This is a genomic window from Bradyrhizobium sp. HKCCYLS3077, assembly GCF_051167555.1.
Lineage (GTDB): Bacteria > Pseudomonadota > Alphaproteobacteria > Rhizobiales > Xanthobacteraceae > Bradyrhizobium.
In genome coordinates, this window is sequence record NZ_JBNPTH010000012.1 from 125258 (window position 1) to 150692 (window position 25435).

At 62.7% G+C, this 25435-nt stretch carries 31 protein-coding genes; 19 read left to right on the forward strand and 12 right to left on the reverse strand.

The window, feature by feature from the left end; translation table 11 throughout:
- Positions 1 to 22: 22 nt before the first annotated feature.
- Genes ACQR0Z_RS33875 through ACQR0Z_RS33885 form a run of 3 tightly spaced genes read left to right on the forward strand, consistent with a single transcriptional unit; the run spans position 23 to position 3500 of the window.
- Positions 23 to 1786, forward strand: a complete 1764-nt coding sequence (locus ACQR0Z_RS33875) for a GAF domain-containing protein (protein ID WP_434921528.1) — start codon at positions 23 to 25, stop codon at positions 1784 to 1786.
- The gene (locus tag ACQR0Z_RS33880; protein ID WP_434921529.1) at positions 1783 to 2604 is read left to right on the forward strand and encodes a response regulator; all 822 of its coding nucleotides are present in this window, start codon (positions 1783 to 1785) and stop codon (positions 2602 to 2604) included. Before ACQR0Z_RS33875 ends, ACQR0Z_RS33880 begins: the two co-directional genes overlap by 4 nt.
- On the forward strand, positions 2604 to 3500 hold the full coding sequence (locus tag ACQR0Z_RS33885) for a TIR domain-containing protein (protein ID WP_434921530.1): 897 nt from the start codon (positions 2604 to 2606) through the stop codon (positions 3498 to 3500). The genes ACQR0Z_RS33880 and ACQR0Z_RS33885 overlap by 1 nt, the downstream gene beginning before the upstream one ends.
- Before the next feature lie 44 nt (positions 3501 to 3544).
- On the opposite strand, the gene ACQR0Z_RS33890 is transcribed toward ACQR0Z_RS33885, so the two are convergent.
- The 4 genes from ACQR0Z_RS33890 to ACQR0Z_RS33905 form a co-directional block, all read right to left on the reverse strand.
- Positions 3545 to 3757: a hypothetical protein gene (locus ACQR0Z_RS33890; protein ID WP_434921531.1), complete on the reverse strand. Its 213-nt coding sequence runs from the start codon at positions 3755 to 3757 to the stop codon at positions 3545 to 3547.
- Between the two features lie 187 nt (positions 3758 to 3944).
- Positions 3945 to 4271 (reverse strand): hypothetical protein, encoded by a 327-nt coding sequence (locus ACQR0Z_RS33895; RefSeq protein ID WP_434921532.1) that lies wholly within the window; start codon positions 4269 to 4271, stop codon positions 3945 to 3947.
- Between the two features lie 468 nt (positions 4272 to 4739).
- On the reverse strand, positions 4740 to 5132 hold the full coding sequence (locus ACQR0Z_RS33900; protein ID WP_434860516.1) for a hypothetical protein: 393 nt from the start codon (positions 5130 to 5132) through the stop codon (positions 4740 to 4742).
- A gap of 149 nt (positions 5133 to 5281) precedes the next feature.
- Positions 5282 to 5539 carry a hypothetical protein gene (locus ACQR0Z_RS33905; RefSeq protein ID WP_434860517.1) on the reverse strand — a complete coding sequence of 86 codons (258 nt, stop codon included), beginning with the start codon at positions 5537 to 5539 and terminating at the stop codon, positions 5282 to 5284.
- Positions 5540 to 5820: 281 nt separating this feature from the next.
- Here ACQR0Z_RS33905 and ACQR0Z_RS33910 point away from each other — a divergent pair, with 281 nt between their 5' ends.
- From ACQR0Z_RS33910 to ACQR0Z_RS33935, 6 genes are all read left to right on the forward strand, one after another.
- Positions 5821 to 6267, forward strand: coding sequence for a nuclear transport factor 2 family protein (locus ACQR0Z_RS33910; protein WP_434860518.1), 447 nt, complete (start codon positions 5821 to 5823; stop codon positions 6265 to 6267).
- A 114-nt stretch (positions 6268 to 6381) separates the two neighbouring features.
- A complete protein-coding gene (locus ACQR0Z_RS33915) occupies positions 6382 to 6645 on the forward strand; it encodes a hypothetical protein (RefSeq protein WP_434921533.1) in 264 nt (87 codons plus the stop codon).
- Positions 6646 to 6847: 202 nt separating this feature from the next.
- Complete coding sequence (locus ACQR0Z_RS33920; protein WP_434860520.1) at positions 6848 to 7288, forward strand: nuclear transport factor 2 family protein; 441 nt, start codon at positions 6848 to 6850, stop codon at positions 7286 to 7288.
- Positions 7289 to 7421: 133 nt separating this feature from the next.
- Entirely contained in the window at positions 7422 to 8345 is a 924-nt protein-coding gene (locus ACQR0Z_RS33925) for a hypothetical protein (RefSeq protein WP_434921534.1), read from the forward strand.
- A gap of 151 nt (positions 8346 to 8496) precedes the next feature.
- Positions 8497 to 8913, forward strand: coding sequence for a hypothetical protein (locus ACQR0Z_RS33930; protein ID WP_434860522.1), 417 nt, complete (start codon positions 8497 to 8499; stop codon positions 8911 to 8913).
- A gap of 156 nt (positions 8914 to 9069) precedes the next feature.
- On the forward strand, positions 9070 to 9207 hold the full coding sequence (locus ACQR0Z_RS33935; protein WP_434921535.1) for a hypothetical protein: 138 nt from the start codon (positions 9070 to 9072) through the stop codon (positions 9205 to 9207).
- A gap of 57 nt (positions 9208 to 9264) precedes the next feature.
- On the opposite strand, the gene ACQR0Z_RS33940 is transcribed toward ACQR0Z_RS33935, so the two are convergent.
- The 3 genes from ACQR0Z_RS33940 to ACQR0Z_RS33950 form a co-directional block, all read right to left on the reverse strand.
- On the reverse strand, positions 9265 to 9414 hold the full coding sequence (locus ACQR0Z_RS33940) for a hypothetical protein (protein WP_434860593.1): 150 nt from the start codon (positions 9412 to 9414) through the stop codon (positions 9265 to 9267).
- A 109-nt stretch (positions 9415 to 9523) separates the two neighbouring features.
- Positions 9524 to 10003: a MaoC family dehydratase gene (locus ACQR0Z_RS33945; protein WP_434921536.1), complete on the reverse strand. Its 480-nt coding sequence runs from the start codon at positions 10001 to 10003 to the stop codon at positions 9524 to 9526.
- Positions 10003 to 10464 carry a MaoC family dehydratase gene (locus tag ACQR0Z_RS33950; RefSeq protein ID WP_434921537.1) on the reverse strand — a complete coding sequence of 154 codons (462 nt, stop codon included), beginning with the start codon at positions 10462 to 10464 and terminating at the stop codon, positions 10003 to 10005. The genes ACQR0Z_RS33945 and ACQR0Z_RS33950 overlap by 1 nt, the downstream gene beginning before the upstream one ends.
- A 221-nt stretch (positions 10465 to 10685) precedes the next feature.
- On the opposite strand from ACQR0Z_RS33950, the gene ACQR0Z_RS33955 reads away from it, so the two are divergent.
- Positions 10686 to 10976: a DUF4282 domain-containing protein gene (locus ACQR0Z_RS33955; RefSeq protein ID WP_035644382.1), complete on the forward strand. Its 291-nt coding sequence runs from the start codon at positions 10686 to 10688 to the stop codon at positions 10974 to 10976.
- 15 nt (positions 10977 to 10991) lie between these two features.
- Here ACQR0Z_RS33955 and ychF read toward each other — a convergent pair whose 3' ends face one another.
- From ychF to ACQR0Z_RS33975, 4 genes are all read right to left on the reverse strand, one after another.
- Positions 10992 to 12089: a redox-regulated ATPase YchF gene (gene ychF, locus ACQR0Z_RS33960; protein ID WP_009029536.1), complete on the reverse strand. Its 1098-nt coding sequence runs from the start codon at positions 12087 to 12089 to the stop codon at positions 10992 to 10994.
- Positions 12090 to 12128: 39 nt separating this feature from the next.
- Entirely contained in the window at positions 12129 to 12734 is a 606-nt protein-coding gene (gene pth / locus ACQR0Z_RS33965; protein WP_434921538.1) for an aminoacyl-tRNA hydrolase, read from the reverse strand.
- A gap of 72 nt (positions 12735 to 12806) precedes the next feature.
- Complete coding sequence (locus tag ACQR0Z_RS33970; RefSeq protein WP_172112399.1) at positions 12807 to 13511, reverse strand: 50S ribosomal protein L25/general stress protein Ctc; 705 nt, start codon at positions 13509 to 13511, stop codon at positions 12807 to 12809.
- A gap of 185 nt (positions 13512 to 13696) precedes the next feature.
- Positions 13697 to 13987: an accessory factor UbiK family protein gene (locus tag ACQR0Z_RS33975; RefSeq protein WP_434860525.1), complete on the reverse strand. Its 291-nt coding sequence runs from the start codon at positions 13985 to 13987 to the stop codon at positions 13697 to 13699.
- Between the two features lie 260 nt (positions 13988 to 14247).
- On the opposite strand from ACQR0Z_RS33975, the gene lgt reads away from it, so the two are divergent.
- The 5 genes from lgt (at position 14248) to ACQR0Z_RS34000 (ending at position 18880) form a co-directional block, all read left to right on the forward strand.
- The gene (lgt, locus tag ACQR0Z_RS33980; RefSeq protein WP_434921539.1) at positions 14248 to 15105 is read left to right on the forward strand and encodes a prolipoprotein diacylglyceryl transferase; all 858 of its coding nucleotides are present in this window, start codon (positions 14248 to 14250) and stop codon (positions 15103 to 15105) included.
- Positions 15102 to 16229 carry a class I SAM-dependent methyltransferase gene (locus ACQR0Z_RS33985; RefSeq protein WP_434878854.1) on the forward strand — a complete coding sequence of 376 codons (1128 nt, stop codon included), beginning with the start codon at positions 15102 to 15104 and terminating at the stop codon, positions 16227 to 16229. Before lgt ends, ACQR0Z_RS33985 begins: the two co-directional genes overlap by 4 nt.
- A 20-nt stretch (positions 16230 to 16249) precedes the next feature.
- Positions 16250 to 16996: a peptidoglycan editing factor PgeF gene (gene pgeF / locus ACQR0Z_RS33990; protein ID WP_434921577.1), complete on the forward strand. Its 747-nt coding sequence runs from the start codon at positions 16250 to 16252 to the stop codon at positions 16994 to 16996.
- 123 nt (positions 16997 to 17119) lie between these two features.
- Positions 17120 to 17761 (forward strand): hypothetical protein, encoded by a 642-nt coding sequence (locus ACQR0Z_RS33995; protein WP_434878853.1) that lies wholly within the window; start codon positions 17120 to 17122, stop codon positions 17759 to 17761.
- 165 nt (positions 17762 to 17926) lie between these two features.
- Positions 17927 to 18880 (forward strand): ribose-phosphate pyrophosphokinase, encoded by a 954-nt coding sequence (locus tag ACQR0Z_RS34000; protein WP_434860590.1) that lies wholly within the window; start codon positions 17927 to 17929, stop codon positions 18878 to 18880.
- Positions 18881 to 19903: 1023 nt separating this feature from the next.
- Here ACQR0Z_RS34000 and ACQR0Z_RS34005 read toward each other — a convergent pair.
- Positions 19904 to 20434 (reverse strand): REP-associated tyrosine transposase, encoded by a 531-nt coding sequence (locus tag ACQR0Z_RS34005; RefSeq protein ID WP_434878852.1) that lies wholly within the window; start codon positions 20432 to 20434, stop codon positions 19904 to 19906.
- Between the two features lie 515 nt (positions 20435 to 20949).
- On the opposite strand from ACQR0Z_RS34005, the gene ACQR0Z_RS34010 reads away from it, so the two are divergent.
- The 4 genes from ACQR0Z_RS34010 (at position 20950) to ACQR0Z_RS34025 (ending at position 25381) form a co-directional block, all read left to right on the forward strand.
- Positions 20950 to 22182, forward strand: coding sequence for a benzoate/H(+) symporter BenE family transporter (locus tag ACQR0Z_RS34010; RefSeq protein ID WP_434878851.1), 1233 nt, complete (start codon positions 20950 to 20952; stop codon positions 22180 to 22182).
- Positions 22183 to 22308: 126 nt separating this feature from the next.
- Positions 22309 to 23628 carry an ABC transporter substrate-binding protein gene (locus tag ACQR0Z_RS34015; RefSeq protein WP_434921540.1) on the forward strand — a complete coding sequence of 440 codons (1320 nt, stop codon included), beginning with the start codon at positions 22309 to 22311 and terminating at the stop codon, positions 23626 to 23628.
- Positions 23625 to 24560: a carbohydrate ABC transporter permease gene (locus ACQR0Z_RS34020; RefSeq protein ID WP_434921541.1), complete on the forward strand. Its 936-nt coding sequence runs from the start codon at positions 23625 to 23627 to the stop codon at positions 24558 to 24560. The genes ACQR0Z_RS34015 and ACQR0Z_RS34020 overlap by 4 nt, the downstream gene beginning before the upstream one ends.
- Positions 24557 to 25381, forward strand: coding sequence for a carbohydrate ABC transporter permease (locus ACQR0Z_RS34025; protein ID WP_006609281.1), 825 nt, complete (start codon positions 24557 to 24559; stop codon positions 25379 to 25381). Before ACQR0Z_RS34020 ends, ACQR0Z_RS34025 begins: the two co-directional genes overlap by 4 nt.
- Positions 25382 to 25435: the final 54 nt, after the last annotated feature.

A 25435-nucleotide genomic window follows, 5' to 3' on the forward strand; every position in this document is an offset into this window, starting at 1 on the left:
CAGGCGACTTCCGAGACTCCTTATGGACTCCTCTACTCCAAGATGGAAAACGGCATTAGCCAAGCTTGATAAGGAATTCGAGATAAGAGAAGCCGAACTAAAGGTACTAAGAGAGCTAGATCAGTACCTCTTGCGAGAGAATACATCCCTTAAGGACACCTGTGAATTTATCGCCCAAGCGCTCATCGACTTGACAGGAGCCGATCAGGCAGCAGTGTTGATGCGGCGACGGAACGTTCTTGACGTGATCGCATCAGAGCCCGAAACCCCTAAACCGCTCCCTCTTCCGATCAACGACAGCGTAACAGGATGGTGTGTCATCAACGCTGAAACGGTTAAAATTGATGACACTCTCCAAGATCAGAAGTTTCAGCGGCTTTACAAAAGCTTCAATTCCGCAAGCGGCTCTCGAATGCGAAGCGAATTAGCTGCCCCGATTAAATTTGGCAACGTCGCCGTCGGCGTCATCAACATCGAATGCTCTCGATCGCAAGCCTTTGATGCACACGACAAAGGAATCACCGAGACTCTCGCAGGACAGACCTCCCTAGCCTTTAAGAAACTCCGATTGTTCAACGAGGCAGAGGTATTCAAATCGCTGCAGCCATTCTTATTATCCGATTCGCCCTCTGCTGATATCGCAATTCAAACGATACTCTCGACGGCCCTCGGCCAGCTAAGTGACTTCCTAGGCGAAGTTAAACACTTTCAGATACTATTCATTGAAGGCGATAGACTAGTTGTCGCATACAGCTCGTCCGGAAAAGATATAAACGTAAGAATCAACATTACAGACAGCGTATCTGGCGAAGCAGTAATGACTAGCCGCCCAATCATTCTTGATGATGTTACTGATCACCCAAAATACGTGCGAATGCTGGGAGACTCAATCAAATCAGAGATGGCCGTTCCAATTATTGTTCAAGGCGACATAACTGGCATCCTTAATTTCGAGAGTGAAGAGATTTCTTACTTCGATAACTTTGCAAGCGAAATCGTCAGGCACTTCTCTGCGCAAATGGCTTGGCTGCTAACTCTTTTGAGCATCCGATTCGAAATGAGCGCCCGAATGCGAACTGACCGCGCCAACGAAATTCTGAAAGCTCTCGGAGATCAAACAGGAAATCTAATACATCGTCTCAACAACATTGTTGGACCAATAAAAATGCAAGCGGAAGAACTTCAGATATATCAAAAGGAAATACTAGCCAAGGAGACAGAGTTCGCCTCTGTTATCGAAAGCATTAGAAAAGCCGCCACCGACGCATTGACCCTGCCCGCCGAAATGAGGCGGCTATTTGAGGAAATCGAATACGTCGACGCCAACAAAATAATTATCGAAATACTACAGACATTCCCAGAAAAGACGGGCATCACGATAGTATCCAACCTATCAGCAGAACTATCAAAACTGAGGTGCCAGGGACTCGGAGCGGTCCTTCACACTCTGTTAGAGAACGCCGTAGACGCCATGCCCAACGGCGGCCGCATATTTGTGACTTCCGCAAACGTTCGCTTTTCGAACTTGACGGACGAGTTTTTCGAAATCTCCATAAGAGACGAGGGGCGCGGAATTCCAACGCATCATCTAGACCGGATATTCGACTGGGACTTCACAACCAAAGAGAAACGAGGGCGAGGAGGCCTGGGCTGGGGTCTGCCTTGGGTAAAGACGTTTGTAGACCGAGTAAACGGAGCTGTCGCCGTAGACAGCATTGTCGGACGCGGGTCGACGTTTCGACTTCGTTTTCCCGTTGCAAAGGCCACCGAGGGAGAGCAAAGGTGAACGAGTTTACGGTCCTGATTGTCGAAGATACACCGCACTATCAAGCCATATACAGCAGAGCTGTTAAGCGACGCGGTGGAGTCCCGCTAGTTGCGGACACACTCGAAAAAGCGATATCAGCAATTAGTCGACAGCAATTCTGTGTTTCGCTAATTGACATTAGATTGGATGAAGTTGACGACAAGAACGAGGATGGTCTGACAGTATTGCAGCACATTCGCGAGGTCGGAGATCCAACGGAAGCGATTGTAGTTACTGGCCACGGATCTATGAAGATAGGATGGGAAGCCCACCTAAACTCAGCATTTGCTACATTCGCAAAACGTGACATGCACTATTCCGAGCTAGAGGATTCAATTTCCAAAGCACTTGACTCGTTCAAAACCAAGATACGTCGTACGACAGTAAAGTATTCAGAACTACTACGCCCTCCAACAGAGCAAGTCTGGGAATGGGAAGATCGCGTTTTAAGAGCCTGCTCTCCAAAAGGAGGCGCTGACGGCCTTTATAAATGTTTGTCTGACCTATTGCGCGACCTAACTCCATTACTAAAGAATATAGATCGATCCGGCTGCACTATCGTCTCTCACGGGATCGCAGCAGGAATTTTTTGGTCCAGACGAATCGCAGCACCCATCTTGATTTGTTTTGGTCGCACAACAAACTACACACCACACGATCTAATCAATAATTTGGGTTTTGATAGCGAATCACTCGTTAGCACACGTCAGATTGCGAGCAGCTCACTGAGTGGGATGAGCGGCACCGCTCATATTTTAGAAGGGTTAGAATTCTCACAGTTTGAACAGCTTAAATAATGTCGCACTACGCATTAATCGTTGATGATGACGGCACATGGAGGGACATCTTATCCCGCGCCGTCGAACGTGCTGGGCTAAAGCAGGATTCAGCTTCCGCCGCTCCGCGGGCCATCGAACTGATCGATAAGAAAGAATACGTCTTAGCTCTACTCGATGCGGACTTAGGAAATGAACTAGGTCGATTTGGCTGCAGCGAAGTTCTTGCGGAATTGAAAGCGAGAGGAATGGAAATACCGGCTATAATTGTGTCGGGGCTTCCGAGCCTTGAGCAGGTAACGCTTTCATTCCAACGGGACTACAAATCGGTGCACAACTTTTCAAAAGTAGGCAATCTCCTTGATTTAGAAAAATTAATCAAAGAATTAGCAGCTCCGTTTATATTGGACCATAGTCATGAAGCCGCGACCAACACTGAATCAAGCAAGGCACGGAAAGGCAGCAAAAAAGAATCCAGGAGTCGGGTTATGAGACGCACAAGAGCCTTTATTGGACATGGTCACTCGCCGAGCTGGCTTGTGTTAAAGAACTTTTTAGTAGAACGGCTAGGGTTGGAAGTCGACGAGTTCAATAGAGTGCCCGTTGCGGGAAGATCCACTGCCGAGCGCTTGACCGAGATGATGGAAAGTGCAGCAATCGCTTTCCTTGTTCTTTCCGCGGAAGATGAGACGAGCGATAATAAGATCCTGGCTCGTCAAAACGTGGTCCATGAACTCGGCCTTTTTCAGGGAAGGTTGGGGTTTACGCGCGCGATTGTTTTACTTGAAGAAGGCTGTGAGGAATTTTCTAACATTCACGGTATCGGCCAGATACGATTTCCCAAGGGAAAGATTCAAGCAATTTTTGAAGAGATACGTCATATCTGCGAACGAGAGAAGGTTGTGGCTAGGCAATGAATTGAGACCAATCATCCAGGCTACCATCGGCAAGACCGCTACGCTCAGACCTGGACGATAAAAACCAGGTAGATCATCAGGCCAATCGTCAGGAACAACACGACAACACGGCGCCAATTGTAGGTGACGTCCTCCGATCGAGACCGCCATGCGTGACGGAGGAAGGCAACGACGCCGATCAGATAGATCAGTGCAAAGACGAGACCCCAGCCGTACTTCCAATAATCGTAGAGCGGGTCATGGCGCCAACAACGCATGCAGCGTCCTAAACGAGGAGCATCGATCGATCAGCACGTTTGATCCTAGATCAAGCGGGCCCGATAGAGGAGCGGCCGGGTCGCGGTCGCCCGCTCGTCGGGCAAATCAGTCCGCGCTCCCGAAAACCTGTCCAGTCCCTCCAACGAAAATAAACCGCTTGGTGGTTTCGCCAAATCAGCATTAGTCTCAGCCCGTTCCGTTGCGTCGGAGGGGACGTATCGCGGTCGTCACGGACGTCGGCAGCGGAATGCGATGGGCGTAGCGGATCGCAGCGTGGCTTCGTGCCGCGCCGACGAACGGTTCGTTTCGCACGGCGAAATCGTGCGGTCCTGACACCCCGATGCTGGTGTCCAGCACAAGGCGCGCGAGCGCATTGTCGCCATGGTGGCCAACAAGCCCGGCGCACCAGGGAGACCACGTATAAGTCGTAAAGCCATCGCGCAGGGAAGGCCGGGTGTGTTCGGCCAGACCTGTGGTGACTGCCGCCTGCTTTCTTTTCTGCAGGCGGGCCACGGGCGCGGCCAGCGCCCGGCCTTTCCTGCGCCCTTCACGTGAAGGGTGGAGATCAGATCAAAAACTCGGACGCAAAACGCGCCGCGAGATCGCGGAGGTGTACCTGCGATGCTGTCGAATGATCCGCACGAAAGCTGCCCCGGGGCGTCATTGCGAGCGAAGCGAAGCAATCCAGAGTCGTGGGCGGGACTCTGGATTGCTTCGCTTCGCTCGCAATGACGGAGTGCGGGGCGAGCTGATTGCCACAAACTCCGCTGTCATCGCCCGGCTTGACCGGGCGATCCAGTACGCCGCGGCGGTTGTGATCCACCGAGGGGCCGCGGCGTACTGGATTCCCTGCTTTCGCAGGGAATGACGGCGGAGTTTGACGCTTCGCGCTGGGCTCGCGATCAAGCTGGGCGAAGTGGGCTGTTTGACATTCGTACAGGATTGAAACGCACCGACGCGTCTCAAGCCATCGCGAGCGCCTCACCCCATCGCCAGCGCGGCCACCGCGAGCAGCGCCAGCATCACGGTCGAGGCCAGCAGTTGCAGCGAGCCCTCCGGCTGGGTGCGCCAGCGCAGCACCTTGTCGGCGAGGCCGAGCGTGGGGTCGTAGAACTCGGCCGCATAGGCCTGCTTGAGCACGCGCGGATAGCGCGGGCCGAAAGCAGACGTCATCAGGACGTGGATGATGGTCGCGGTGGCAACGAAGCCGATGATGCCGGGACGCAGCGCAGTGCTGTGAGCGACCTTGAGGATGAGGGCCGCGCCGGCATAGGTCGGAATGGCCTGGAACAGCGCCGTCAGCAGCATGCCTTCGAGCAGATTGAGGGACGACGCCTTGGGCGAGACGGAGCTGGGGGACGAGACGGCGAGCATGGCTTGATCATCCGGTTGCGGCGGTCTTCCTCTGAAGACCAGACCGCTCCCGTGTAGCCGGAGCGCCTCGGCCGGACAGTGAGACTCGTCACGCAGCCGCGCCGCGCGCCTTGACGGATTGATCCGTCAAGTTAGCACAACGACCTCAACTACGTCCGACCCTGGCCGTTGACCTGGCCCTGCTGTTGCTGCTGACGTTCCTGCTCCTTGGCGCGATGACGGCCATAGAGACAGCCGGCGGCTGCGCCGAGCACGCCGTGATGGCCGGCATAATGGCCGGCGACGCCGCCGACGATCGCGCCCTTGATGCAGCCCTTGGCCTCGGCGGCCGGGGCGGAGAACAGCGCAAGCGCCGCGACGGACATGGCAACGGACTTGGCAAGAGAGTTGGCCAGGATGGTCTTCATGATCGAGCTCCCGAAATGATGCCCGTCAACTTCGAAGCGGGCGCCGCGGTTCCCGTGCGCAACTGCCATGCGAGCCCGCAGGGACTCTCGCGCGAACCTTTTGATAGCGTCGCATGACCTACGGCTTGAAAACCGATCGCGTCGATCGGCTGGCGCCAAGCATCCGTTCACCCTGCCCGCGTATTCTGCCTGAGTCCGGCGACGCTGACGGTTGACGGCCAAGGGCCGATATCAGCAAGACGTCCGGCAGTGACGCACGCCTTCCCGTCGACGGAGACAGGATGATCGAGCACATCAACAAGCAGCGGGTCCGCAAGCTGCTCGAGGCTCACGCGGCCGGCGATTTCGACGCCGTTCTGGCGCATTGCAGCGACGACGTCGAACACTTCGCCTCGGCGCCGATCGACATCTTTCCGCATCTCGGCGGCCGCCGCGGCAAGGCCGAGGTGCGGCAGATGTGGGAAGCCGCGCGCAACCGCTATTCCGAGGTCCGGCACGAGATCAAGACGCTGATCTGCGAGGGCGACCAGGTCGCCGCCGATCTCCGCATCTTCCTGCGCAAGCGCGACAACGACCGCATCGTGCAATACGACATCGCCGCCTTCTACACGCTGCGCGACGGCCGCATCACCCGCATCCGCGAGATCATGGATACCTACGATCTGGTGCAGCAGGTGCTGGAATGCGATCTCAGCCGCCTGGTGATCGCAGGTGCCTCGCGGCCCTGAAGCCGGAATCTCTGGCGTTCACGGAAACGTCACCGACGGCTGCGCCGTTGCGTTGAACCTGGTGCGCACGCCCCACACCCCATCAGCGGGTGCGGAGACGGGGGCGTTGACGACATGAAGATCGCATTTTTGGCCTTGGCAGGCCTGGTGATGGGCGTCGTGGGCGGCGCCACGATCGGAATCGGGCTTGGCCTGGCCTGGATCGAGATGTTCAACACCAGCGAGTTCGAAGGCTATGCGGGCATGCTGGTGTTCTTCACCTTCATGCCGCTCGGCGCGCTGGTCGGTGGCCTCGCCGGCGCCACGCTGTTCGGGATGGCCGCCTTCCGCGATCAGGAAGTGGCGGTGGCGCGGCAGCGGACGCCGCACGAGTACTGACGAACCGCTTCCTTCCTGCCAGCGATCGGGCAGTGGCGTGCATTTGTGCAATGCAAAAACGCCCCTTGCTCGCGGAGGTGGTTGGCTTATGTGGAGGGTCCAAGAGATAGACAAGAATAGATTCGGCGCCCCGGCGCGACTTCCGCTGTGACGTCGCCGAGAGAGGGGCCGCCCCCGCAAGCCAGTTCAGGATCTGAAGCCGATGACGGAGCACAGCCTCTGGCGTCTGTCGCGCGCTTTGCACGCCGCGATCAACGAACGCCGTTTCGACGATTTTGCCGAAGCGCTCGACGACGACATCGACTGGGCCATCTATGGACCGATCGACATGTTTCCGTTCCTCGGCGCGCGGCGCGGCAAGGAGGCCGTGATCGAGGCCGTCAGGCAGATCGCCGCCAATGTCAGCATTCGAAGGCTCGATCGCGAGACCCTGATGCTGGACGACAGCGGCGCGGCGACGATGGTCCGCTGCGCGATGACGACGCAGGATTCCGACAAGCCGATCACGGCGCGGCTGGCGCAATTCCTGCAATTCCGCGAGGGCAGGCTGTCGCGGGCCCGCATCCTGATCGACACCTTCGATCTGGTCGAGCAGACGCTCGGTCGTCCGATCGATCTGCCGCGGATCGGCAGCTTCGCCTGACCCCGCGCGACGGCTGTTGGATTGCAGTCACACTCACCGACAACCCAACACATCGTGACTGGCGCAGCCATAATTTTGCGCCAAGATTCCACCATATTCCGGCACACAGGTTCGGGCGGCGGGGGTTGCTCTCATGACATCTTACGGTTGCGCGCTGGCGGTTTTCACGGCCGGCTTCGGGCTACTTGCGTCGGCCGCGGAGGCGCAGTCGCTGATGCAGGCGCCGCAGCCGCTGCAGATCGTGCCCTGGCAGCAGATCGCGCCGGCGGAGGACGAGGACAAGCCTGACGAGCAGGTCGCGGTAGCCGATCCGATGAAGGACATCGACGTCGACAAGCTCGACTGGAGTCAGCTGGCGATCGACGAGACCACGTTCCTCGACCGCCCGGAAGCCGCCGCTGCCGCGAAGCGCAAGGCAGCGGAGAAGGCTGCGGCGCTCGATTGGTCCAACCAGAACAAGGGCAATCTCGCCTCGGGCGTTTCGGTCAAACAGTCGGTGTCGCCGTTCTGGGACGCGCGCGTCGGCGCCGACATGACGGTCGCGCGGCAGCCGACCACGATGTCGGAATTGCTGGCGGAGAAGGCCGAGAACGGCGGCAGCACGCCGCAATCCGGCGGCTCGGCCTGGGCCGCGGTCACCGCGCCGGGCGCGGGCTCGATCTGGGACAAGACCTCGATCGAAGCGCGGGTCGATCCCGGCTCGGACCAGGGCCGGCTCGGCACCACCATCACCAAGGCGGTGCCGATCGATCACTATAATCTGACCCTGCAGAACGGTTACAACGTCACTCAGCAGGGCGTGGTGGCGCTGCCGGGCGCGGCGACCAAGACCAGCCGCAGCTTCGACACCGAGCAGTCGGCCAAGCTGTCGATCGGCGAGACCGGCACCAGCGTCACGGCGGGCCAGACCCTGTCGTCGAATGACGACAAATGGCTGCGCAAGGTCGGCGCCGAGCAGAAGCTCACCGATGGCCTGACTGTCTCCGGCGCGATCGGCGAAACGCCGCAGGGCGGCACCAGCAAGAGCATTTCGGCGGGTTTCAAGCGGAGCTGGTAGCGTTTACGATTGCGGCAGCCCGCCACGAATGGTCGAACGATCGCCGCAGCTTCGCCGCGGTGTGGCCCAATTTGGCCGCACTGATAGGCTTTGAGAATTTCGTCGTGCGGGGACACCGCGCTCGCTTGAACGCGAATTGAGGAAATAGCCGATGAATGTCAGTCGTCCGGACAAGATCGATGGAACCGAAACCGAGCTCGATACGGATCTGGCGGCGGTGTCCGAAGTCGAAGCCGGCATTCGTGATTTCGTTCGTAACGATATCGCCTATCTGCGCCGCCCCAATGCCGCCGCCGCGGCTGCCGAGCCCGCGATCGACGCCGATGCCGCGGTGAACAGCGTCACCTCGCTGATCCAGCGCGTCGCAGGCACCTCGCTGTCGGAGATCGAGAACCTGATCGGGGAGCTCGAGAGCCTGCGTGAGCTGCTGCATGCCGAGGGTCAGCGCGTCCAGCGCGAGATCGCGAGCTACGCCCAGCTCAGCCAGGCGGCGATGAAGTCGACTCGGGCGATCGCCGAGAACGTCACCCAGTGGAAGCGCGCCGCCGACGGGCTGCGCAGCAGCTGAGCGGCAGCGCATCGAAGTTGAACGAGAACCGCCGTGCGAGCCATCGCGCGGCGGTTTTCAGCTTTGAGCGGCCGTTCTTTGAACGTGGCCTGCCCGCCCCACGACCAACCCCTGCCCTCCCCGGGGCGGACCAGGCGATGCAGGGCTGTCATTTTCATGGAAACGATCCGACCTGATAACACCGATCCCATTCCGCTGCGGCCACAGCCTCAGCGGATCGGGATCATCATGGTTCGGTTCGTCGGTCTGCTGGTGATTGCAATGGCGGTGCTGGTGCTCATCTGGAGCCGCTAGACCGCCGGCATGAAGACGGTTGTCGTCTTCGTCGTAGTTAACAACTACTTAAGGACGTCACTCTTCGATCGAGGCCGACGTCTCCAGCGAGTAAGAGCCATCGGCATAGCCCTTCACGACCATTCCCGTCGCGAGCATCACCGCGAGCGTCACGCTGGCAAAGATAAAGCCGAGGAGTTTCAGACCGCTGCGATCTGCCATACTCATCCCCCACATCCTGATCCCTGATTGGCTGTCTTATAGAGTCCGGGTTCAGAATGCGTTAGCGCGAAGTTCGTTCCGCCCCGACAATCCTATCGAGCGTGACCTTTTCGCCTCAACGGTTGTTCCGTCGCGGGACAAATGCCGATGCGAGTACCGAAAACACCAGCTCACCGCGCTGATTGATGCCGGTATTGCGCGCTTGCAGGATGCCCCATTGCGGGCGCGAGGCCGAGGCGCGCAGCGAATCAATCTCGCTGGAGAAGGTGATCGTATCGCCCGCGAGCACCGGCTTGAGCCAGCGCAGTTCGCGAAATCCGGGCGACGGTCCACCGACCGACACCGGCTCGCCGCGCGAGCGCGCGAGTTCGGCGAGCCGCTGATTGTCGGCGACGATCAGCTTCATGCAGACCGAGCCGATGTGCCATCCCGACGCCGCCAGCCCGCCGAACAACGAGCTGCGCCCTTCCTCCTCGTCGAGGTGGAAGCGCTGCGGATCGAATTGCCGCGCGAAACGGATGATGTCTTCGGCCGTGAACGTGTAGGAGCCGAGTTCGCGACGCTGGCCGACTTCAAGATCCTCGAAGAAGCGCATCAGCCCACCTCCGCGCCGGCCGCTCGGCGCTCGACGATGATCGGCGAGACCATCTCGCAGAGCCGCTCACCGGTCTCGTTACGCACGCTGCATTTGAAGGTGACGATGCCCGTCGACGGACGGCTGCGCGACAACCGCGCTTCCACGACCTCGACATCGAGCATCAACTCGTCGTCCGGCCGTAGCGGCGACATCCACCGGACCTCGTTGACGCCGGGCGAGCCGAGCGAGGCGGTGCGGCCGATGAAGCCGTCGAACATCATGCGCATCATCAGCGAGCAGAGATGCCATCCCGAGCCGGAAAGGCCGTTGAGCATCGACTGCTTGGCGGCCTCTTCATCGAGATGCATCGGCTGCGGATCGAACTCGGAGGCGAACGCGATGATCTCGTCACGCGTGACGTGTCGCGGGCCGAAGCTGCCGAAATGGCCTTGCGGAAAATCTTCGAAGGTGAGGGTCATGGGGGCGGGAATGGCTGAAAGAAGCCCGATTGTGGCCGCACTTTGCAGCAATCACAACCGGGCCGCTCGCATGGCTGACGCCCGGTCCGGTCGTAAGAGAGCGCCAGAAGGCGCCTGATACCGGGCTGAGTTCGGCCGCCGCTGATGTCGTCTGGCGCCGGATTCGAGCAGGACTTAAAGACAGACGCGCGTTGCGATTCGGAAGGTGCTGGGGGATCAGGATGTTGGAATTTCGCGACTTGTTCCAGTGGGACCGCTTCATCACGCCCACCATCATCAAGACGTTCTACTGGCTGGTGATCGTGCTGATCATCCTCTCCGGAATTCGCGGCGTCTTCACGGGCCTCTCCGAGATGGCGATCAGCCCGTTCGGCGGTTTCCTGATGCTGTTGTCCTCGCTCGCCGGCATCATCGTCGGCATGGTGTTCTCGCGCATCATCGCCGAGTTCGTGCTGATCGTCTTCCGCATCAACGAGCACCTCGGCGCGATCCGTGAGCAGGGGCGGATGTAGCCGCCCCCAAGCCCCTTAATTGTTGAAGCGGAAGTGCATCACGTCGCCGTCGGCGACGACATACTCCTTGCCTTCGAGCCGCAGCTTGCCGCCCTCGCGCGCCCCCGCTTCGCCACCGAGCGCGACGTAGTCGGCATAGGCGATCGTCTCGGCGCGGATGAAGCCCTTCTCGAAATCGGTATGAATCACTCCGGCCGCCGCCGGCGCCTTGGTGCCGCGGTGGATGGTCCAGGCGCGCGCTTCCTTCGGGCCGACGGTGAAGTAGGTGATCAGGTCGAGCAGCTGGTAGCCGGCGCGGATCAGACGGTCGAGACCGGCCTCTTCGAGCCCGAGCGTCTCCAGAAAGTCCACGCGCTCCTCGCGCGACAGGGTCGCGATCTCCGACTCGATCTTGGCCGAGATCACGACGGCGATCGCGCCCTCTTCCTTGGCGCGGGCGAACACCGCCTGCGAGAAGCTGTTGCCGTCCTTGGCCGAGCCTTCCTCGACGTTGCAGACGTAGAGCACCGGCTTCGAGCTCAACAGGCCGAGCATGCCGAAGGCGCGCTCCTCCTCCGGCTTGCGCTCCAGCAGCCGCGCCGGCTTGCCGTCGCGCAGCAGCACCAGTGCGCGGGTCACGAGATCGTGCTGCTCCTTGGCGTCCTTGTCGCCGCCCTTGGCCTTCTTGGCGAGGTTGTCGACGCGCTTCTCGAGGCTGTCGAGGTCGGCGAGCATCAGCTCGGTCTCGATAGTCTCGATGTCGGCGAGCGGGGCGATCTTGCCCTCGACATGGGTGATGTCGGAATCCTCGAAGCAGCGCACGACATGTGCGATCGCGTCGACCTCGCGGATGTTGGCGAGAAACTGGTTACCGAGGCCTTCGCCCTTGGAAGCGCCGCGCACGAGGCCGGCGATGTCGACGAAGGTCAGCCGCGTCGGAATGATCTGACCCGACTTGGCAATCGCGGCGAGCTTCTCAAGCCGCGGATCCGGCACGGCCACCTCGCCGACATTCGGCTCGATCGTGCAGAACGGATAGTTCGCCGCTTGCGCCGCCGCCGTCTCCGTCAGCGCATTGAACAGCGTCGACTTGCCGACGTTGGGCAGACCGACGATCCCGCATTTGAATCCCATGATCCGTCTCGCATCCTCTTGTGGCAGCCACCGCGCGCGTCACGCGGCGCCGGCGTCGCCCTTGTCCAGAAAACCTTTGGCCTGCAGCACCAGATGCACCTTGTTGGCGAAGGTGGAGTCGCGCTTGCCCGTCAACAGTTCAGCATTGTCGGCTACCGCCTCGCACAGCGCCTCGACCCAGGGCATCTCGCTCTTGGCGAAGTCCGACAGCACGTGGCCGTGTACCAGCTCCTTGACGCCGGGGTGGCCAATGCCGAGGCGGACGCGGCGGTAGTCGTTGCCGAGATGCGCCGAGATCGAGCGCAAACCGTTATGTCCGGCAATGCCGCCGCCGACCTTCACGCGCAGCTTGCCCGGTGCCAACTCCAACTCGTCCTGAAACACCGTGACGTCGCCGACGCCGAGCTTGAAGAAGCTGGCCGCTTCCTGCACCGCGCGGCCGGACTCGTTCATATAGGTCGTCGGCTTCAGAAGAATGACGCGCTCGCTGTCGAGCGTGCCTTCCGAGGTCTCGCCCTGAAACCGGCGGCGCCAGGGCGAAAAGCGGTGGCGCCGGGAAATCTCGTCCACGGCCATGAAGCCGATATTGTGCCGGTTGCGCGCATATTTCGCGCCGGGATTGCCGAGACCGACGAACAGCAGCATGGCGCGGCACCGGGACCTGCCGTCGCTCCGGGGCGCGCGAGGTAAGCCCGCGCGCCCCGACAGCGGATCGGCTTACTTCTTCTTCTCGGGGGCCTTGGCCGCGGCAGCAGGAGCCTTCGCAGCGGCGGCAGGCGCCTTGCCACCGGCAGCCGGAGCGGCGGCAGCGGGAGCCGCGGCAGCGCCAGCGGCGGCCTTCTGCTCTTCGCCATAGCCCGACGGCGGCACGATGGTGACGAGGGTCGCGTCCTCGCTACGCGACAGCGTCTTCACGCCGGTCGGCAGCTTGACGTCGGAGACGTGCAGCGAGTGGTTGATTTCCAGCGCGCTGACATCGGCCTCGATGAATTGCGGAATGTTCTCCGCGAGGCACTCGAGCTCGAGCGTGTGGGTCACGATGTTGACCGTGCCGCCACGCTTCACGCCCGGCGAGCCTTCCGAGCCCACCACGTGCAGCGGCACGCTAACGCGAATGGTCGCGCCCTGGCCGAGCCGCATGAAGTCGACGTGGATCGGGAAGTCCTTGACCGGATCGAGATGGAAGTCGCGCGGGATCACCCGGTGCTTCTTGCCGTCGAGGCTGATGTCGAAGATCGTGGTCAGAAACCGGCCGGCGAGGATGCGCTGGCGCAGCTCGCGGTCTTCCACCGAGATAGGCAGCGGGGGCTGGTTGTCTCCATAAATCACTCCGGGCACTCTCCCGGCGCGACGCTCTGCCCGTGCGGCCCCCTTGCCGACTGACGGACGGGCGGTCGCCTTCAGTTCTCTGACGGTCGCCATCGTGTTAAGTCCTTGTTTTAAAAAGTTAAAGGCCGCAATGCGGCCCGTTGCTGGACGTCCTTCGGCAAGCCTCCAGGGGTGCGGGGGCCGCGGACGTGGCGGCCTTCTAGCCGCAAACCCGGGAAATGACAAGGAAATGAAGGGGGCTCCGTCCGCCGTCCCGTCCCCGCGCAGCCGCCGCGGCGTCAGCCGTCGGCGCTGCCGGTCCCCGGCTGACCGCCGGACGCGCCGCCCAGCTTGGCCTCCAGGGCCGCGATCCGCGCCTTGAGCGCCTCGTTCTCCTCGCGGGCGAGCCGGGCCATGTCCTTGACCGCCTCGAACTCCTCGCGTTTCACGAGATCCAGGTCGTTCAGGATCTTTTCCGCCTGGTTGCGGATGACGGCATCGACCTCGCGCTTCATGCCCTGGGCCGCGCCGGCGGCGTCGTTCATCAGGCGGCCGATCTCGTCGAAAAACCGGTTGTTGGTCTGGGTCATGCTCAAGCTCCGCTGGCGCGACGCGCGCGATCACACAATGGCGATCCGGCCCGCCGGCTTCAAGATGCGCTCGTCTTGTCATGCCTCGGTTTCCTTGTCATCGTACTTGTGAGGCCGGCACGCCCTGCGGCATAAGCGAACCGCGATCATGTCGCGCCAGGACCGTCTGTCATCGGGCGGGACCTGTCGGACGCTTGCTCCCTCCGCGTGCGTGCTGAAGCGGGACGCCAGTCCACGAAGTCCTCGAACAAAGTCACGGAATGACGCCTCTCCTCATCGACTTCCCCGTGTTCGATCCCGTGGCGATCGCGATCGGCCCCCTGGCGATCCGCTGGTACGCACTGGCCTATATCTCCGGCATCGTGATCGGCTGGCTCTACGGACGGTCGCTGCTCAAGAAGGAGCGGCTGTGGGGCGGCCCGGCACCGGTGTCGCTGATCCAGCTCGACGACTTCATCCTGTGGGTCACGATCGGCATCATTCTCGGCGGCCGCACCGGCTATGTGCTGTTCTACAACCTGCCGCATTTCATCAAGCACCCGCTAGAGATCTTCCAGCTGTGGAACGGCGGCATGTCCTTCCATGGCGGCTTCATGGGCTGCGTGATCGCGGTGATGTGGTTCGCTCGCCGCAACGGCCTGCCGATTCTCTCTCTCGGCGACATCACCACCGCGGTCGCGCCGATCGGCCTGCTGCTCGGCCGCATCGCCAATTTCATCAACGGCGAATTGTGGGGCCGCCCGGCCGATTCCAGCGTGCCATGGGCGATGATCTTCCCGCGCGATCCGACCCATCTGCCGCGTCATCCGAGCCAGCTCTACGAAGCCGGCCTCGAGGGCATCGTGCTGTTCATCGTGCTGGCGATCATGATCCGCTTCGGCGCGCTGAAGCGGCCGGGGCTGATCCTCGGCAGCTTCATCGGCCTCTACGGCGTCGCGCGCATCGTCAGCGAATTCTTTCGCGAGCCGGACGAGCAGCTCGGCTTCTTCTGGAGCCACCTCACGATGGGCATGATCCTGTCGGTGCCGATGCTGATCGTCGGCGCGATCCTCGTTGCGCGGGCGCTGCGCAAGCCCAGCGGTCATCAAACCACTCCGTCGCTGCAGGCCAATCCGTGATCGAAACCTCTCCGCTCCACACCGAGATCAAGCGGCTGATCAAGGCATCGGGTCCGATGCCGGTCTGGCGCTACATGGAGCTGTGCCTGATGCATCCGGAGCACGGCTACTACATCTCGCGTGACCCGCTCGGACGCGAAGGCGACTTCACCACGGCGCCCGAGGTCAGCCAGATGTTCGGCGAACTGCTCGGGCTGTGGGCGGCCTCGATCTGGAAGGCGGCCGGATCGCCGCAAGAATTTCGGTTGATCGAGCTCGGGCCCGGTCGCGGCACCATGATGTCGGACGCGCTGCGGGCGTTGCGCGTGCTGCCGCCGCTGTACCAGACCATCTCGGTGCATCTGGTGGAGATCAACCCGGTCCTGCGCGAGAAGCAGAAGGCGACCTTGACGGGACTGCGCAACGTCAACTGGCACGAGAGCTTCGACGAGGTGCCGGACGGCCCGAGCGTCATCTTCGCCAACGAGTATTTCGACGTGCTGCCGGTGCACCAGATGGTCCGGCGCGAGACCGGCTGGCACGAGCGCGTGGTCGAGCTCGATGAGGAAGAGAACTTCGTCTACGGCACCGCCGCAGATCCAACGCCGGGCTTCGAGCTGCTGCTGTCGCCGCTGGTGCGCGCCGCGCCGGCCGGCGCGATCTTCGAATGGCGGCCGGATACCCAGATGATGGCGATCGCGCGCCGCCTCCGCGAGCAGCGGGGCGCTGCCGTGATCATCGACTACGGCCACGTCCGCAGCGACGTCGGCGATACGTTCCAGGCCATCGCACGGCACAGCTTCGCCGATCCCCTCAAGACGCCCGGGCTCGCCGACATCACCGCGCATGTCGATTTCGACGCGCTGTCGCGCACTGCGGAAGCGGTCGGCGCGCGCGTGCATGGGCCGATCACGCAAGGCGAGTTCCTGCAGCGGCTCGGCATCGAGACGCGGGCGCTGACCCTGATGCAGAAGGCGTCGCCCGAGGTCTCCGAAGATATCGCCGGCGGTCTCAAGCGGCTGATCGGCGGCGGCCGCGGCGGCATGGGATCGCTGTTCAAGGTGCTCGGCGTGTCCGATCGCTCGATCCCGGTGCTGGCCGGGATCAGCGACGAACACACCAACGACAAGACAGGAGGCGCGTGATGCTGGTGTCATCGGATGTGATGTCCGCGATTCCGGGCCTGCGCCACGCCTTCTTCACCCGCGAGGGCGGCGTCTCCGGCGGCATCTATGCCGGGCTGAATGGTGGCCTCGGATCGAATGACGTACCGGACGATGTCCGGGAAAACCGCCGCCGCATGGCCGCGCATCTCGGCGTCGCGCCCGAACACTTCCTCAGCCTGCACCAGATTCATTCGCCCGGCGTCGTGGTCGCCACCGGGCCGTGGGACGGCGCCGTCAGGCCGAAGGCCGACGCGCTCGTGACCGTCACACCGAATCTGGCGATCGGCGTCACCACCGCCGACTGCGGTCCGATCCTGTTCGTCGATCCCGAAAGGCGCGTCATCGGCGCGGCGCATGCGGGCTGGAAAGGCGCGCTGACCGGCGTGCTCGAAGCCACGCTGCAGGCGATGGAGCAGCTCGGTGCCGAACGCGGGCAGATCATCGCGGCGATCGGTCCGCTGATCCGGCAGCCGAGCTACGAAGTGGGACCCGAATTCGTGACCCGTTTCGTCGATGACGATGCCGAGCATGCGCGCTTCTTCCTGCCCGCCGAGCGCGAGGGCCACGCGATGTTCGACCTCGGCGGCTTCATCCGGATGCGACTGGAAACGGCCGGCGTGCTGCTGATCGACGATCTTGGTGTCGACACCTATGCCGATGAGCGCTTCTTCAGTTACCGCCGCTCGGTGCACCGTAAAGAACCGGACTACGGCCGGCACGTGCACGCGATCATGCTCGAAGGCTGAAGCTGGGCGCCATTGTGGCCGCATCCGGATTGCTTAACCCTTTCTCTACAACTGAGTGCGTTCTGTCCCAATCTGTGGCAGCGGCGACCTAGACGTTAATCGATTTTAACGATATCGCTCCCGATGATGACGGGAGCGCCGACACCACTTCGACTGATCAGCCGCGCGACGCAGCACGCCTGCGTTGCCGCCGTGCTGATCCTGTCCGCGGCCACGCTGGGCGGCTGCGCGAGCAGCGGCAGTGGGGGTCCTGCCAATGCCTATGCGATGGCGCCCGCCGCTGATGGCGCGACGATCGCGTTCGAACAGATCGACGGCCCGCCACCGCAGATCTTCGACCGCATGGTGAACGTGCTCGACAGCGAGTCCAAGCTGCGCAGCCTGGCCATCGTGTCGCGCGAGGCGCCGTCCGCCTATCGTGTCCGCACCTATCTTTCGGCGCAGGTCGTGAGCGGCAAGAGCGTGATCGCCTGGGTGTTCGACGTCTACGATCGCAATCAGCAGCGCGCGCTGCGCCTCTCCGGCGAAGAGCCGATCGGCCGCGGCGGCCGCGATCCGTGGGCAGCGGTCGATGACATGGTGCTGCGGAAGATCGCGCAGGCCGGCTTCAGCGGCCTCGCCAACATGCTCAATGGCAGCGCACCTGCCGCCACCACGCCGCCGGCAGCGCCTGCGCCCCGAGGTCCTGCGATTGCAGCGGTCGAGCCGGCCTCGCCCGCCTCCGACGGCACCAGCGTCGCCGCCCTCGGCTACACCGACCATTAGGCAAAGCGGCGCATTTTGCGCCGTTTTTTGACCGGGAAAACACCCGCGGCGGGTTGCCAGCGGCGCTATGTCCTTGATATCACCTCGCCCGTGCAAAACTGCCGGTTCCACGGATAGCCCGATATGCTGAACAAGGTCTCCAGCGAGCCGCGGGGAGAAATCGCGATGTCGGCCAAGAACGGCTCCATCAAACTCGTCGCCGGCAACTCCAATCCGCCTCTCGCCGCCGCCATCGCGACCGAGCTCGGTCTGCAGCTGACGAAGGCGGTGGTCCGGCGCTTCGCCGACATGGAGATCTTCGTCGAGATCCAGGAGAACGTCCGCGGCTCCGACGTCTTCATCATCCAGTCGACGTCCTATCCGGCGAACGACCTGCTGATGGAACTGCTGATCATCACCGATGCGCTGCGCCGCGCCTCCGCGCGCCGCATCACCGCCGTGGTTCCGTATTTCGGCTACGCGCGGCAGGATCGCAAGTCCGGCTCGCGCACGCCGATCTCCGCCAAGCTGGTCGCCAATCTGATCACCCATGCTGGCGTTGACCGCGTCATGACGCTCGACCTGCATGCCGGCCAGATCCAGGGCTTCTTCGACATCCCGACCGACAATCTGTTCGCCGCGCCGCTGATGGTGCGCGACATCAAGGAGCGGTTCGACCTCTCCAACGTCATGGTGGTGTCGCCCGACGTCGGCGGCGTGGCGCGCGCCCGCGGCCTCGCCAAGCGCATCAACGCGCCGCTCGCCATCGTCGACAAGCGCCGCGAGCGTCCCGGCGAGTCCGAGGTCATGAACGTGATCGGCGACGTCTCGGGGCACACCTGCATCCTGATCGACGACATCGTCGATTCCGGCGGCACGCTGGTGAACGCCGCCGATGCGCTGCTGAAATACGGCGCCAAGGACGTCTACGCCTACATCACCCACGGCGTGCTCTCCGGCGGTGCGGCGACCCGCATCAGCTCGTCGCGGCTGAAGGAGCTCGTCATCACCGACTCCATCCTGCCGACCGAAGCCGTCCGCAACGCGCCCAACATCCGCGCGCTGCCGATCGCCCCGCTGATCGCGGAAGCCATCGGCCGCACGGCGGCGGAAGAGTCGGTGTCGAGCCTGTTCGACTGAGATTGCCGGCTGCAAGGGGCTGGCCGAGGCATCGCGGCTGCGACTCTCGAAGGCTCTTGCACCAAGCTGATCGTCCCGCATCGGAAGCCTCGCTTTGGTCCCCATTGTCATTCCCCGCGAAAGCGGGGAATCCAGTACGCTGCGGCGCATCGGTTCAATCACAAGCGTCTCGGAGTACTGGATCGCCCGGTCAAGCCGGGCGATGACGGCAGAGTTTGTCGCAATCAGTTCGCTTGCACTCCGTCATTGCGAGCGAAGCGAAGCAATCCAGAGTCCCGCCCACGACTCTGGATTGCTTCGTCGCTGCGCTCCTCGCAATGACGCCTCGCCTGTGAGTTCTTCCACGACAGCAACTATCGACAGCATCGCAGGTACACCTTCGCGATCTCGCGGCGCATGTTGCGTCCGAGCTTTGATCTCGCAATCGCCCTCATCCAAAAGAGGGCGCAGGGAAGGCCGGGCGCTGGCCGCGCCCGTGGCCCGCCTGCGGAAAAAATGCAGGCGGCAGGTACCACAGGTCTGGCCTGATACACCCGGCCCTCCCTGCGCGATGGCTTTAACGGCTGCTTCGCAGTCTCCCCGGTGCGCCGGGCTTTCTGGCCACCGTTGCCTGCGCGGCGCGTGAGCGCCGGCACAAGCGTGACACCAGCATCGGGGTGCCAGGACCGTGCGACTTGACCGTGCGTGCCGGATCGTTCGTCGGCGCGACATCAGCCACGCTGCGACCCGACACACCCACCGCATTCCGCTGCCGACGTCCGTGACGACCGCGATACGTCCCCTCCGACGCAACGGAACGAGCGGCACCATACTGCTGATTTGGCGAAGTCGTCAAGTAATTTATCTTTATCCGAAGTCAGATATTCCCTGGAAGTAACCGACTGAGCTACTCCTTGGGCAGATGGCGGCGGATTACGGCTGCGCCTAATCCGCCCTACACTCCGCCGCGCGCGCGGGACCGTAGGGCGGATTAGCGCAGCGTAATCCGCCGTCGCCCGCCAAATTCAAGGTGCGTCGTAATGATCATCGTTCCCCAAACTCACCGCTTGAATTGACATCCCCCGCCCAGTCGCTTGGAAACAGGCCAGCACGCACGTCGCGGTGAAATGACGAATGGGGCCAATCGACCACACGGCTGACCAGACGGTGCTTGACTGTATTGATGTAACAATACTCGACGTGCCGAGCATGGTCATCTTCGTCGCGGATCAGATGCTCCCAGAATCGGCGCTGCCAAATACCTCGCTCACGGTTCGCGATCCGAACCGCGCTCAGCTGCTCGGTCGGTGACAGCTCGCGGGCGAAACGACTCTTGATGAGCCGCCATCGGGTTGAGAAATCGGCATCGCCGGGCGGCAAGGTCCAGACCGCGTGGAGGTGCTCCGGCATGACGACAAAGGCATCGATCTCGAAGGGAAAGCGCACTCGGGTTGCAGCCACTGCCGACCGCAGGAGATCGATGTGCTCGATCAGCAGATCTCGATGCCGATCGAGGAGGTTGACGGTGAAGAACCAACAACCGCCTGGAACGAATGCGCGCCGGTAGTTGGGCATGGACCAACGCCAGTTGTGATTGATTGTGGCGAGGCTATCCGAAAGGAGGCGACCCAACAAGCTAGCCCCGGCCGAGCGCGCGGCCTGGCGGCGGATTACGGCTGCGCCTAATCCGCCCTACGCATTCCCGGCCTACATCGTCGGAAGCAGAGACTCTCACTCCGTCGTCATTCCGGGGCGCGCGGAGCGACGAAGTCGCGTGAGCGCGAGCCCGGAATCCATACCCACGATCACCTGCCGTGAATCGAAATGTTCGCTCGGGGCTCCTTTCACGTCACAAACGACTGCCTGTGGTTATGGATTCCGGGCTCATTCGCGTTCACGCAAGGGCTTCGCCATTTCGCGAACGCGAATGCCCCGGAATGACGTGTGGAAAGAGGGGGGCCGAACGAGCCACCGCCCGGCTGACCGGCAGTCGCCATTCCCCGCGCCTTGCACGGTTCGCCCCATTCAGTCAAAACATCTCCGACGACCCCAAGGACAACAACAAGAACACGCATCGAGCCCTGCCCCTCATGTTCAGCGCCATCGAACGGCCCGCAGGGCCGCCGCCAGGCCTCCGTCAGATCGCCCGTGATTTCGGACCGCTCCATGCCTCGCATGGCTTCATCGGCTGGCTGTTCGCGATCACCGGGCCCGTCGCGATCATCCTGTCGGTCGGCGCCAAGGACGGGCTGTCACAAGGCGAGCTCGCGTCGTGGATCTTCGGCGTGTTCTTCATCAACGGGCTGATCACGATCCTGTTGTCATGGCGCTATCGCGAGCCGCTGGTGCTGTTCTGGACCATTCCCGGCACCGTGCTGGTCGGACAGGCGCTGACGCATCTCAGCTTCGCGCAGGTCGTCGGCGCGTTCTACGGCACGGCGCTGCTGATGCTGGTCCTCGGCCTCTCCGGCTGGGTGAAGCGGGCGATGCTGCTGGTGCCGATGCCGATCGTGATGGGCATGGTCGCGGGCGTGTTCCTGCGCTTCGGGCTCGATCTCGTGCGCGCCGTGCTCGGCGAATTCAGCATCGCGGGCCCGATGGTCGCGATCTGGCTCGTGCTGACCGCCCTGCCCGCGCTCGGCCGGCGCTGCCCGCCGATCATCGGCGCGCTGGTGGTCGGCACGCTGGCCGCCATCGTGTTCGGTAATTTCGATCACGGCGCGTCGTTGCAGCTTGCGCTGATCACGCCGGTGATCCCGACACCGTCCTGGTCGCTGGCGGCGATGATCGAGCTGGTGGTGCCGCTCGCGGTCACCGTGCTGGTGGTGCAGAACAGCCAGGGTTTTGCCGTGCTCGCCGCCGCCGGGCACACCCCGCCGGTCAATCTCGTCACCGTCGCCTGCGGTCTCGGCTCGGCCTTGGCTGCGATCGTCGGCGGCGTCTCGACCTGCCTGACAGGACCGACCAATGCGATCGTCGTCTCCGGCGGCGAGCGCACGGGCCACTACACCGCGGCGATCGCGGTGGGCGTGCTCGCGCTCGGCTTCGGGCTGCTGGCGCCGACCTTCACCGCGCTGCTGCTGATCGCGCCGAAGGCGCTGATCACCACGCTCGCCGGGCTTGCCATGCTGCGCGTGCTGCAGACGGCGTTCGTGACCGCGTTCAAGACACGGTTCTCGCTCGGTGCTCTCATCGCCTTTCTCGTCACCGTCGCCGATGTGCCGCTGCTCAACATCGGCGCTGCGTTCTGGGGCCTGGTGGCGGGGTTCGCGCTGTCATGGCTGCTGGAGCGCGCTGATTTCAACGCGGAGGCAAGCGCCTGACGCGCCTGCCGCATCGCACCACGCTTTGATGTCGCTATCCCGGCCGAGCGGGCAACACGCTGTTGCAGCGCCGCTCAATCGCGCTACACTTCCCGACCAAACAAAAAGTCTTCGGGGAGGATACCAATGACCGCGATCACGCGCCGCAACATGCTTGCGGGCACGGCAGCAGCAGGCGCGCTGGCGCTCACCGGCCAGCCGGCCTGGTCGGAGCCGCAGTGGAAGAAGTATGCCGGCACCAAGCTGGAGGTGATCCTGGCCAAGGGGCCGCGCGGCGACAATCTGCAGAAGAACATCAAGGAATTCACCGCGCTGACCGGCATCGAGGTCGAATCCGAGCAGATCCCCGAGCAGCAGCAGCGCCAGAAGGTGGTGATCGAGCTGTCGTCGGGCAAGCCGAGCTTCGACGTCGTGCACCTGAGCTATCACGTGCAGAAGCGGCAGTTCGAGAAGGCCGGCTGGCTCACCGACGTCACCGACATGATGAAGGACCCGAACCTCACCGCGCCAGACCTCGTCCCCACCGATTTCTCCGCCGCGGGCCTCACTTACGCCAGCAACGACAAGGGCCGCATGTTCTCGCTGCCATGGTCGGTGGACTACTTCATCCTCTACTACAACAAGGAGCTGTTCGCGAAGAAGGGCGTCGAGGTGCCGAAGACGCTCGACGAAATGGTCACGGCCGCGCAGAAGCTGACCGATCCCAAGGACGGCACCTTCGGCTTCGTCGGCCGCGGCCTGCGCAACGCCAACATGACGTTGTGGACGAACTTCTTCCTCAATTACGGCGGCGAGTTCCTCGACGCCAAGGGCAACATCCAGACCGACGGCCCCGAGGCGGTCGAGGCGACCAAGCTGTATCAGAAGCTGCTGACGACCTGCGCGCCCCCCGGCGTCGCCGGCTTCAACTGGATGGAGTCGATGGCCTCGTTGACGCAAGGCCGCTCGGCGATGTGGATCGACGGCGTCGGCTGGGCGCCGCCGCTGGAGGATCCCAATGCCTCGCGCGTCGTCGGCAAAGTCGGCTACACCGTGGTGCCCGCCGGGCCGAAGGGGCAGTTCTCGGCGACCTATGGCGACGGCGTCGGCATTCCCGCGGCGTGCAAGAACAAGGAGGCCGCCTGGCTGCTGTGCCAATGGATGGTCTCGAAGGCGCAGGGCGCGCGCCTGGTGCAGGCCGGCGGCGGCGTGCCGTTCCGCAACTCCGTGCTCAACGATCCCGGCATCCAGAGCGGCGTGAAGATGCCGAAGGAGTGGCTGCAGTCGGCGATCGACTCCGGCAAGATCTCCAAGCTCGGCCTGCCCGTGATCATTCCGGTGGCTGAATTCCGCGATCTCGTCGGCGCGGCGCTGACCGCCACGCTATCGGGCGCCGATCCCGCGACCGAGCTGAAGAAGGCGCACGAGCAGTTCCGCCCGATCCTGGAGCGCAGCGAAAAAGCGTGAGCACGATCGTCGAACAGGCTGGCGCGGCAGCGGAAGCTGCTGCGCCGGAACGCGCATTGCGGCCACCGTCCTACTGGCCGTTCGTGGTGCCGGCGCTGATCACCGTGCTGGCGGTGATCATCTTTCCCTGGCTGTTCACGATCTGGATGAGCTTTCAGGAATGGAAGGTCGGTTCGCCCACGACCTTCGTCGGACTGTCGAACTATCTGCGGCTGCCGGCTGATCCGCGCTTCGTCGAATCGGTCGGGCACACGCTGTCCTACACGGCGCTGTCCGTGCTGCTGCCGCTGGTACTCGGCACCTTCGCGGCGGTGATCTTCCACGCCCGCTTTCCGGGACGCGGGCTGCTGCGGGCGCTGTTCATCATGCCGATGATGGCGACGCCGGTGGCGATCGCGCTGGTGTGGACGATGATGTTCCACCCGCAGCTCGGCATCCTGAACTACCTGCTTTCCCTCGTCGGCCTGCCGCCGCAGCTCTGGGTGTTTCATCCGGGCACGGTGATCCCGTCGCTGGTGCTGGTCGAAACCTGGCAGTGGACCCCGCTGGTCATGCTGATCGTGCTCGGCGGCATCGCCTCGCTGCCGACCGAGCCCTATGAGAGCGCGCAGATCGACGGCGCCTCGACCTGGCAGATGTTCCGCTACATCACCCTGCCCCTGATCATGCCGTTTCTGTTCATCGCCGCGATGATCCGCGCGATCGACGCCATCAAGAGCTTCGACATCATCTTCGCGATCACGCAAGGTGGGCCCGGCTCGGCGTCCGAGACGATCAACCTCTATCTCTACAGCGTCGCCTTCGTCTATTACGACCTTGGCTATGCCTCGGCGATCGCGGTGGTGTTCTTCGCGCTGATCATCGCGCTGACCGCGCTGCTGCTCCTGCTGCGCCGGCGCGCGCAGTGGAATGCGCTGGGGAACGAGACATGAGCGTGAACACCCTGCTCGGCCGGCTCGGCCTCGCCTTCGGAGTCTTCCTGATCGTCTCGCCGGCGATCCTGTTCTTCCTCTGGATGATCTCGCTGTCGGTGAAGTTCGAGGTCGACAACGCCGCCTATCCGCCGGTGTTCTGGCCGGAGCATTTTGCCTGGAAGAACTACACCGACGTGCTGTCGTCGAACCGCTTCTTCACCTACTTCAAGAACAGCCTGCTGGTGACCGGCGGCGCGACCGCGCTCGCGATGCTGGTCGGCGTGCCCGCCGGCTACGGCATCGCGCGGATGGCCGCGCATAAATCCGCGATCGTGATCCTGATCGCGCGCATCACGCCCGGCCTGTCCTATCTCATTCCGCTGTTTCTCTTGTTTCAGTGGCTCGGCCTGCTCGGCACCTTGTGGCCGCAGATCATCATCCATCTCGTGGTCACCGTGCCGATCGTGATCTGGATCATGATCGGCTATTTCGAGACCACGCCGATCGAGCTCGAGGAGGCCGCGCGCATCGACGGCGCCACGCGCTGGCAGGTTTTCCGCCACGTGGCATTGCCGGTGGCGAAGCCCGGGCTGGCCGTCGCCTTCATCCTCGCGGTGATCTTCTCGTGGAATAATTTCGTGTTCGGGATCGTGCTGGCGGGGCGCGAGACGCGCACGTTACCGGTGGCCGTATATAATATGATTTCATTCGATCAGTTGAGCTGGGGACCGCTCGCGGCGGCGGCGCTGATCGTGACGCTACCGGTGCTGCTGCTAACAGTCACGGCACAACGGCAGATCGTCGCGGGACTGACGGCGGGCGCCGTCAAGGGAGGTTGAGCGGTGCGCTGACACAGCCTCTGCCGCACCTCAGTTCGGTATATGATATGCCTG